Consider the following 8,426-nt stretch of genomic DNA (forward strand, 5'->3'; position numbering starts at 1 on the left):
GCCGGATCTGGGGGAATCGCGGGAGTACAACGGCGTTCGTCTGTTTGCTTCGGAACCGTAGACGCTTGCGCTGGTCAGAAAAAAGTGGGTGACGCCTAATCCCCGGTACCAGCGATTGCGGGTCGGGCATTTCTGGGTGGCATCCGGTACTGGACTTTTAGCCCATCATCCCTTTTATCGATGATGCTTTCCTTGAAACAGGAGGAACAACCGTTGTTTGAAAAAACGTTGTCTACGCAAAAAAAACCAATCCTTCCCGTCGTCTGGGTGCTGACGCTGTTATGTGTTGCCTTTTCCCCGGTTCAGGCGGCTTTGCCTGCTGTCACGGCCGAAGGGGACGCGCTGCCCTCGCTGGCGCCCATGCTGGAAAAAACCTCGCCGGCGGTGGTGAATATTGCCATTGAAACCCGGGTGCGGGCGGCGCGTAACCCGTTAATGGATGACCCTTTCTTCCGTCGCTTCTTCAATATGCCGGAACGCCAGCGGCCCTCCGAGCGCCGCGCTGCCAGCGCTGGCTCCGGGGTGATTGTGGATGCTGCGGAAGGCTATGTGCTGACCAACGCCCACGTGGTCAAGAACGCCGATAATATCGAAGTCACGCTCACCGATGGCCGTGAACTGTCGGCGGAACTGGTGGGTGTGGATGAGGAAGTGGATCTGGCCGTCCTGAAACTGGAAGACGCGGAACGCCTTACCCAAATTGCCATCGCCGATTCCACTGGCCTGCGGGTCGGTGATTTCGTGGTCGCCATTGGTAACCCTTTCGGGCTTGGCCAGACCGTGACCAGCGGTATCGTTTCCGCGCTGGGTCGCACAGGGCTGGGCATTGAAGGCTATGAAAGCTTTATCCAGACCGATGCGTCCATTAATCCGGGCAACTCCGGTGGTGCGCTGGTCAACCTGCGTGGTGAGCTGGTGGGTATCAATACGGCGATTCTGGCGCCGGCTGGTGGCAATGTGGGTATCGGTTTTGCCATCCCCACCGAGATGGCCGAGAACGTGATGCAGCAGCTGATCGAACACGGTGAAGTGCGCCGCGGCATGCTCGGCGTCACCATTCAGGACCTGACGGCGGAGTTGGCGGAAGCCTTTGGTGTAGAGCGTCAGCGCGGCGTGGTGATCACCCAGGTCGTAGAAGACAGTGCGGCAGAGAGAGCCGGCCTGAAAAGCGGTGATGTGGTCACCGCCGTGGACGGCCGCCCAGTAAACCGTGCGGCGGACCTGCGTAACAAGGTGGGCATGGCGCCGGTGGGCGAAAAAGTGACCCTGAGCATCCTGCGTGACAGCAAGAAAAAAGATGTCACCGCCGTGATCAGTGAGTCATCACGGGAAACCGCTGGCGGTGAAGCTGTTTCCAAATTCCTGGAAGGCGCCAACCTGCGCGACCTGCGCAAGGGCGAGCTGCAACATGCCGACGCCGGTGTGCTGGTCGACGAAGTAGAGCGAGGCTCCCCGGCCTGGCGAGCCGGGCTGCGCAACGGTGACGTGATCATCAACGTGAACCGCCAGGACGTGGAAACCATGGACGAGTTACGCAAGGCCGTGGACGATAAAGAAGCGGCCCTGTTGTTGCGGGTTAACCGCAACGGCGGCGTGTTCTTTGTGGTGGTGCGTTAATCGACTAACCCTCAAGCTGTAGCAAGAAAGCCGGCATTAATAGTCGGCTTTTTTGTGGGCGGCCCTTATAGTAAGTTTTCGTAGGTCGACTTAGGCGTAGCCGTAAGCCGACAATCTGTCTTCTTTCTGGCTGCGTTGTTGGGCGTCGGATTACGGCCTTCGGCCTCTCTGTGCCCTTGGGTAAATCCGACCTGCTTTAAGACGCTTTACGTGTCATCTTTTTCAAAGCTCCCATGGCGGCCTGCGCCTCTTGCGAAGCGTTCTGCGCCGGCCAGGGCTTCTTCGAATACTACCGGGAATCCCCCGGCGCCTTCGTCGCGCAGGGCGGTTTCCTGGTCCTTGTCCCATTGTTGGTAGGCGGATAGCCGGTCTGCGCGCAGGCAGCGTTGTGGGAAGGCGGCGATCTGGCGGGCCAGGGTGATGGCTTCGTCCAGTGCTTTGCCTTCCGGGGCTACCCGATTGGCGAGGCCAATCTGCAGGGCTTCTTCCGCATTAACCGGACGACCGGTGAGAATCATGTCCATGGCGCGGCTATGGCCGATCAGGCGGGGCAGGCGGACGGTGCCGCCATCAATCAAAGGCACGCCCCAGCGCCGGCAGAACACGCCGAAGGTGGCGGTGTCCTCCATCACGCGCAGATCGCAGAACAGGGCCAGTTCCAGTCCTCCTGCGACCGCGTAGCCGGATACGGCGGCGATTACCGGTTTGCTTAACAGCATGCGCGACGGCCCCATTGGGCCGGGGCCTGTCCCCGTGGCTTCCACCTCATTTCGCAGTGCCGGGTCGCCCATGGCAGACAGGTCGGCACCGGCACAGAAATTATCGCCAGCGCCATGGAGGATGGCTACATGCAGAGTCGGATCCTGCTCAAAGTGGTCGAAGGCGGCACGCAGCGCATCGGCGGTGGGCCGGTCGACGGCGTTGCGTTTTTCCGGGCGATTCAGGGTGATGATATAAAGGCCGTCTCGTTGTTCTGTTAAAACCGGTTCGCTCACAAGGTCACCTTGGTTGTCTGCCACAGGGGAATCATTACAGTGGGTTCTCTACAGATGGGAACATCTAAGCATAAGACTTGCCGGTATGTCTGCCGGTAGCGGGCGAGTTTGTTGGAGACGGTGATGGCGTATGTGCGTGAGTACGAAGATGAGAGCATTACCCGCGAGCAGCTGGATCAGGGTGACGGGTTGAGACTGCTTGAATTCGGCGCCAATTGGTGTGGTTACTGCATTGCGGCCCAGCCGGATATCGAAGCGGCGCTTGCGGAGCACTGCGATCTTGAGCATATAAAAATAGCGGATGGGCCGGGAAGGCCCTTGGGGCGTAGTTTCCGGGTGAAGCTCTGGCCGACGTTGATTCTGATCAGGGACGGTGAAGAAACCGGGCGTATTGTCCGGCCGGAGAGTGAGAAAGATCTGAAGGGGTTTCTTCGCAGCTGTTGAAAGCGAGCAAGATGGCGGGGCAGGGTCCCGCCGTGTGTCTTAGTGGCTAAGCGTGATGATGGCCGTGTTGGACCAGGCGCCCGCCTGATCCTTCACCCGATAGGTAATCGAGTCAGTTTTATTGCCAAAGAAGAAGGGAAAATAGCGTAGCTGGCCATCTCCAAGGTTCTCTGCGTAGCCCCGATTCGGACCTTGTGTAATCTCAAGAGAAGCGGGGTCGATGTTGTTTTGCGCATCGGTATCGTTTTCCAGTGGGTTCAGGTACTGCCAGCCCCAATAGCCGATAGACAGATTGTCGTTATTGGCCTGGGGGGCACTGTTTTGGTAGGAGACGGTGATCGTGGTCGAGTCCTGGTCTTTGAACCCTTCGTCATCTGTCACGGTAAGCGTCGCCGTTATGATGATGTCATCGTCATTGGCATCAAGGTTGGGCGTTTCGAACTGTGCCACGGCCTGGTCTGCGCCGGTAATATCAATATCAGGTTGATCCAGTGTCCATTGATATTCTGTGATGTTGCTGTCGTCGGAAGAGAATTGCCCGTGCAGGGTGAATGTCTGGTTCTGGCCTGTTGAGAATCCAGGGCCAGCATTAGCTGTTGGTACGCTGGGGTGGCGAGCATTAAGTGCAATGGTTCCCAGCAGGGCAGGGTTCTGAATGCCTCCACAGTGCTGGGAAAAACTGGCCATGAAGCTGTCGACCTGGTCTTCCTGTTGTTCAATGGAATGAACGGTAAAGCCACCGGAAAGCGTGTTGCACCCTCGGCCGTCGCCGGAAATGCTGAGTCCACCAAGGCCATCGCTCTGAAAGGGGAAGCGCTCAGCCTGATAGTTGCCGGGTTGTAACGCCGCATTGTAGGGCGCGGCAAAATCCGCCCGCCAGTTATCGCCATCATCAATGTGTACGGACACGCCATTGTCATAGTTAATGCTGGGGTTGAAGGTACTGAAAGCATCGTCGAAGTACAGCTGCTTGCCTTGCCCGATATAGTCACCTTCAGGGCTGTTAATCTGCATGTAGGTTAATGGCGCACTTTTACTCACCAGTGGCAGCGTTAGTGTTTGGGAACTGTTTTGCCCAAGGCTGTCAGTGACGGTGAGTTTTAGCGTGAGCTCTTCGCCATCCAGGGGTAGGGAAGGAACGGTAAAAGATGGTGTTGCGCTGTTCGTGTTCGTCAACGTAATTGCGGGGCCATTCAATTGCTCCCACTGGTAGCCGGCAATAACACCGCTATCGGAATACGACTTTTCGGCAGACAGGGTTACAGAGGTGTCGTCAATGAGCTGGCGCATGGGGCGCTCAATAACCGCAACGGGATGCGGTAAATTTTCTGGCAGAGTGGAGTTGATGCGGATGCTGCCGTTCAGCGGGGCATCGTTATTGCCGCAGTACTGTACGAAGTCCAGTGCTATGACCGGATTCGCTGCCGCGAGATCCAGTTCATGAATGAAGAAGTCACCGTCAATGGTGTTGCAACCGCGGTGATTCATGGAAACGGAAAGGCCTGCTCGCAAGGCACCTTTAAAGGCATTTCGTTGTGCATTCAAATAGTGCTCTTCTTCCAGTACCTGGTTGTCCGGTGAAGAAAAAATCATGTCCAGGTCGGTGTTCGCGTCTTCGTAGCCCAGAGTCAGTCGGGATTGTGTGTAATCCAGGCTGATGGTTCCGGTACTGTCAGAGAGCGTTTGCGTAATCCCGCCTCCAATATAATCCCCTGGTTCGCTGTTGAGGTGAATGGTACCTCCGGCTGTGGCAACGGCAGGGGCCAGAATGCAAGGCAAAAGGCTCATTAACGTCAGTTTCATCGTTCCCCCTTGTGTGGTCTTGGTCCGGTTTGATACCGGTGTCACAAGGAGTATAGGAATCGCCGGGGCCGGGAATGTGCGATATATCGGACAGTGCTGTAGGCCATCACGTTAATGTCAGGGGGTGTGACCGTTGTGGCAGTTTAAATAGGTTAGAAATTCAGCGCTGTTGGTGTCACAAAATTTCCAGCACCACCTTGCCCACCGATTTACCTGACTGTAGCAGTGCCAGCGCCGCATGAGCATCATCGAAGGCAAAGCGATGGCCCACATGGGGTGGAGGCAGGGCAATGGTCTGTAATTCGCTGAGCAAGGCCTTCATGCTGGCTTTCTGTTCCCATAGCCAGATCAGATTGAAGGCCATCACCGACCGGTTGCTGCTGATCATATCCATAACGTCATAGCGAGGGCGGCGCAGGTAGCGCCAGGCGGCTTTGAGGTAGTTGGGGCGGTTGCCGGTGGGGGTGAATTCGGCGGCGCCGAAAACCACCAGCCGGCCCATGGGGTTCAGTGCGGCAAAGCTGGCTTGCTGGACGGTGCCGCCGATGGCGTCGAGCACCAGATCGAAACGGTGGCCGGTTTCGGTGAGTTGTCGGGAAAAATCCGCTTGGCGTATCAGCACATTTTCAAAACCCATTTCCTGCAGCATCGCGGCTTTGTCGGGGCTGCCTACCGTTCCAACCGGGTTGGCACCCAGCAGGGTCGCCAGTTTCATGGCCTGCAGGCCGACTCCGCCGGCGGCGCTGTGAATCAGTACACGTTGCCCTGTCTGGATGGCGCCGAGGGTGGTCAGGGCATACCAGGCGGTGAGGGTCTGGGCCGGGAAGGCGGCGCCCTGAACGAAGCTCCAGTCGTCGGGTAGGGGGATCAGGTAATCCGGTTCGCTATCAACACTGGAGCAGTAACCGCCGAACCGGGTGACACCCATCACCCGGTCGCCAACCTGGAAGGCGCTGTCGGTATTGTCGGTATCTGTGCCTGTGTCGATGACTGTGCCGGCAAATTCCAGCCCGGGGATGAAGGCGCCTTCCGGGGTTGCGGAGTAAAGGCCGGTAAGGGCGAAAATATCCGCAAAATTCAGCCCCACCGCATGAACCTGCACCCGGACATGCCCGAGAGACAGGGGAGGCAATGGCCGCTGCTTTTGAACCAGATTGGCCAGGCTGCCAGCCTTGGGCGTTTCCCAAACTGTTACCGTGGGCATGACGAGTTCCGATGGTTAAATGGCCAGTATGCGGGGTCGCAGGGTGAGGCTCAATGTGCCCGTACCTCAGGATACAGGCCTCTTCATGCTCTGCGCAGTACAGGCATTATGTCGCTGCATATTCATCTTGTTGCTTAGCTTTCTTCATGTCAGTCTTTACCCCGTATTTATGTCAGCCGATTGCCGGCAGACAGTAAGGAGATTAACGACATGGAAACGTCGACACAGGGACGGGCGGTGCGCGTCTGGCTGGGCTATGCCTTGCCGACACTGGCTCCGGCTCCGCATCGTCAGAAACTGTATGACCAGCTTGGCCAGATTTTTATTCCGGCCACGGTTCAGTTTATGGGGCCGTTGGGATTGCAGGCTTATATCCCTTCCATCGTACCGACCAGCCGCCATGCGGTGGTGCCGGACGAAATTGCGCTGGTGTTTTATCCGGACCCGGCGACCTACGAGGCGGCGTGCCATGAAAGCTGTGGCGGGCGTGCCTATGCATCGCTGCACAGTACGGTTTTCAGTTTCAGTACAGAGGCGGGCCGGCCGGCCAGCCACAGTGCATTCCCGGCGCAGTTTCGCGGTGACCCATCCCAGACCGGGGCCATGCAGGTTCTTGATCACGGTGAGAGTTGGCAATCCGGGCGGGTTATCAGTGAAGTCGCGGTGCGCACGGAGGAAACCGCAGAGGCCTTCCGGGGCGCGGTTTGTGAGCGTTTTGCCGGATTGCTGAAAGCTATGCCAGAGGGGCTGTCTGGCGCGTTCCTGTATCTGGACGATGATCTCTGTGTTTGTTGGTCGCTTTGGACTGGTAATCCGCAACCACTGGCCGAAGGGCTGGGCGAACGAGCGTTGCTGAGCGAATCCGTGCCTTGCTCTGTGCCACCTTCCCCCTTTGCTCGCTATGCCGGGCTCCATGTGCAGGCAGGTGATAGCCTGAATCTGCAGTTCGCCACCAGCCCCGCGGTGCCCGCGCCGGCGGAGGAGGCTGGCTGATGGGTTTTTCCAACCGGGATTTCACTCTGCTGGACACGCGCCTGTTCAAGGCCTTTATGGCGGCGGCAGAAACACGCAGTTTTACCCATGCGGCCACGCGGGCTCACATGACGCAATCTGGCGTGAGTCAGCATATTGCCAAGCTGGAAGAGCAGATTGGGGTCACCTTGTTCAAGCGGATCGGCAAGAAGGTGGTGCTCACCGATGCGGGCGATGCGTTGACCCAGTACATTCGGCATCAGATGCTCACTACCCAGCAGTTCATGGATGAAGTGCATGCCATGGAAACCCGGATTGTGGGGCTGGTGTCCTATGCCATGCCGCCCAGTTGTCTGATGTCACCGCATTTTCCCATGTTGCTGGAGCGGCGCCTGGCGCACCCGGATATCGAGTTGAAAATTACGCTCACATCCACCCAGGACGTGGTGCAGATGGTGCTGGATGACCGGGCCGATTTTGGTTTCGTGACGGAAAAAAATGACCACCCTCTGCTGGAATACCGGTTGTTCTGTCAGGAAGAATATGTGCTGGTAAGCCGTGACCCGCCTGATGGCAAGCGGCCCAGTGAAAGCGTGATACTGGAGCAGGCGTTCATCAATTATCCCGGCTCAGGGTATTACTATGATCGCTGGCTCAAGCATGCTCTGCCGGAGCGCTGTAACCTGAATGCCTATTCGTTGACCTATGCCGGGGAAATTAACTCAATTCACGGTGCCATTGATATGGTGGTGGGCGGCCTGGGTGTGGCGGTGCTGCCCAGCCATTGCGTTGCTTCACAGCTGGAAGACGGGACCCTTCATCGCGTGGAAACGGGCAAGCCACTGATGAACAATATCTATATCACCACTATCAAAGGCCACGATTACCCATCCCGGGTGGAACAGGTAATCGACTGGTTTTTCGACATGACTCACTGATCAGATCAGTGCGATTAATGGCCCCTGGGTGGCGTTGATTACCAGCAGTCGACTGCTTGCGGCGTTCACCGCCTGTTTGGCCTGACAGGTCCAGCCCAGGCAGTCCGTGTGAAAACGATTAACGGTGAGCTGGCCATTACCGGTCTCGTAGGCGACAAAGCCGGGTCCTTCCTGCAGGGCAATCGTGGCGGTCTGTGTGGTGTCCATGGACAGGGGAAGCTTGGTGCCCACCGGGTGCGAACCCTGGGAAGGGTCGTCCATGTAATGGTCGATGTTCACCGCGTTGTAGCGCGGGTTCATCTTGAAGAAAAAGTTTTCCCCGCCGAGCGTGAAAAAGCTGAAATTTTCCCAGCCTTTTGCCCATTCCTTATGCCAGGTCATGGCCACGCCAAGCGGGGTGTTGGGAGGCACCGTGAGTTGATAAAGGCGGCTGGTGCCGGTGCTTTTATTGTA

At 57.5% G+C, this 8,426-nt stretch carries 8 protein-coding genes; 4 read left to right on the top strand and 4 right to left on the bottom strand.

From position 1 onward, the window contains the following. Positions 1–180 precede the first annotated feature (180 nt). Entirely contained in the window at positions 181–1,617 is a 1,437-nt protein-coding gene (locus A3730_RS13600; protein ID WP_082872372.1) for a DegQ family serine endoprotease, read from the top strand. A 206-nt stretch (positions 1,618–1,823) separates the two neighbouring features. On the opposite strand, the gene A3730_RS13605 is transcribed toward A3730_RS13600, so the two are convergent. Continuing rightward, positions 1,824–2,612: a crotonase/enoyl-CoA hydratase family protein gene (locus A3730_RS13605; protein ID WP_063520095.1), complete on the bottom strand. Its 789-nt coding sequence runs from the start codon at positions 2,610–2,612 to the stop codon at positions 1,824–1,826. A 123-nt stretch (positions 2,613–2,735) separates the two neighbouring features. Between A3730_RS13605 and A3730_RS13610 the strand changes: the two genes are divergently transcribed. Next, complete coding sequence (locus tag A3730_RS13610; RefSeq protein ID WP_063520094.1) at positions 2,736–3,056, top strand: thioredoxin family protein; 321 nt, start codon at positions 2,736–2,738, stop codon at positions 3,054–3,056. Between the two features lie 39 nt (positions 3,057–3,095). Here A3730_RS13610 and A3730_RS13615 read toward each other — a convergent pair whose 3' ends face one another. Continuing rightward, on the bottom strand, positions 3,096–4,859 hold the full coding sequence (locus A3730_RS13615) for an Ig-like domain-containing protein (protein ID WP_063520093.1): 1,764 nt from the start codon (positions 4,857–4,859) through the stop codon (positions 3,096–3,098). A gap of 175 nt (positions 4,860–5,034) precedes the next feature. Further along, positions 5,035–6,063: a medium chain dehydrogenase/reductase family protein gene (locus A3730_RS13620; RefSeq protein ID WP_063520092.1), complete on the bottom strand. Its 1,029-nt coding sequence runs from the start codon at positions 6,061–6,063 to the stop codon at positions 5,035–5,037. A gap of 210 nt (positions 6,064–6,273) precedes the next feature. Here A3730_RS13620 and A3730_RS13625 point away from each other — a divergent pair, with 210 nt between their 5' ends. Both A3730_RS13625 and A3730_RS13630 read left to right on the top strand, forming a co-directional pair. After that, positions 6,274–7,056, top strand: coding sequence for a hypothetical protein (locus A3730_RS13625; RefSeq protein WP_063520091.1), 783 nt, complete (start codon positions 6,274–6,276; stop codon positions 7,054–7,056). Then, entirely contained in the window at positions 7,056–7,973 is a 918-nt protein-coding gene (locus A3730_RS13630; protein ID WP_063520090.1) for a LysR family transcriptional regulator, read from the top strand. Before A3730_RS13625 ends, A3730_RS13630 begins: the two co-directional genes overlap by 1 nt. On the opposite strand, the gene A3730_RS31715 is transcribed toward A3730_RS13630, so the two are convergent. Continuing rightward, positions 7,974–8,426 (bottom strand): hypothetical protein (locus A3730_RS31715; RefSeq protein ID WP_197477482.1); only part of this gene is annotated, 453 nt, incomplete at its 5' end.

The sequence above is a fragment of the Alcanivorax sp. HI0044 genome (genome assembly GCF_001634945.1).

Bases quoted from the DNA above. Each gene is read 5' to 3' on its own strand.
- A3730_RS13600 (WP_082872372.1), top strand. From the start codon at position 181: ATGATGCTTTCCTTGAAACAGGAGGAACAACCGTTGTTTGAAAAAACG.
- A3730_RS13610 (WP_063520094.1), top strand. From the start codon at position 2,736: ATGGCGTATGTGCGTGAGTACGAAGATGAGAGCATTACCCGCGAGCAG.
- A3730_RS13615 (WP_063520093.1), bottom strand. From the start codon at position 4,859: ATGAAACTGACGTTAATGAGCCTTTTGCCTTGCATTCTGGCCCCTGCC.
- A3730_RS13620 (WP_063520092.1), bottom strand. From the start codon at position 6,063: ATGCCCACGGTAACAGTTTGGGAAACGCCCAAGGCTGGCAGCCTGGCC.
- A3730_RS13625 (WP_063520091.1), top strand. From the start codon at position 6,274: ATGGAAACGTCGACACAGGGACGGGCGGTGCGCGTCTGGCTGGGCTAT.
- A3730_RS13630 (WP_063520090.1), top strand. From the start codon at position 7,056: ATGGGTTTTTCCAACCGGGATTTCACTCTGCTGGACACGCGCCTGTTC.